The sequence below is a fragment of the Bradyrhizobium sp. UNPA324 genome (genome assembly GCF_006658635.1).
Classification (GTDB): domain Bacteria; phylum Pseudomonadota; class Alphaproteobacteria; order Rhizobiales; family Xanthobacteraceae; genus Bradyrhizobium; species Bradyrhizobium nanningense.
Map to the genome: position 1 here is coordinate 2162225 of NZ_LFJD01000004.1, position 546 is coordinate 2162770.

Below are 546 nucleotides of genomic sequence, written 5' to 3' on the forward strand. Positions count from 1 at the left end.
TGCCGACGGCGACACGCTGACCGTGAACGGCAAGACCATCACCTTCCGCAGCGGCTCTGCTCCGGCATCGACCGCGGTTGCGTCCGGTTCCGGCGTCAGCGGCAACCTCGTCACCGACGGCAATGGCAACACCACCGTCTATCTCGGCACCGCCGGTACCCCGGCTGCGACCGTCAACGATCTGTTGACCGCGGTCGATCTGGCCAGCGGCGTGAAGACGGTCTCCATCAGCTCGGGTGCCGCGACGATCGCCACCAGCGTCAACCAGACCGCTTCGAGCGTTGGCGGCGGCGCCGTCACGCTGAAGAGCTCGACGGGTGCGGATCTGAGCGTCACCGGCAAGGCCGACCTGCTCAAGTCGCTCGGCCTGACCACGTCGGTGGGCGGCGGCAACGCCACCGTGTCCGTCAACCGCACCACCAGCGCGGCCTCGCTCGGCGCGACCATTGCGGACGGTTCGACGCTGAACGTCGACGGTCACGTCATCACCTTCAAGAACGCGCCGATCCCGGGTTCGACCGGTGCTCCGAGCGTTCCGAGCGGTTA

At 67.9% G+C, this 546-nt stretch carries 1 protein-coding gene; it reads left to right on the forward strand.

What is annotated here, in order from left to right:
• Positions 1–546, forward strand: a 546-nt coding sequence (locus tag UNPA324_RS10505; protein ID WP_141938809.1) for a DUF1522 domain-containing protein, incomplete at both ends; no start/stop codon positions are given.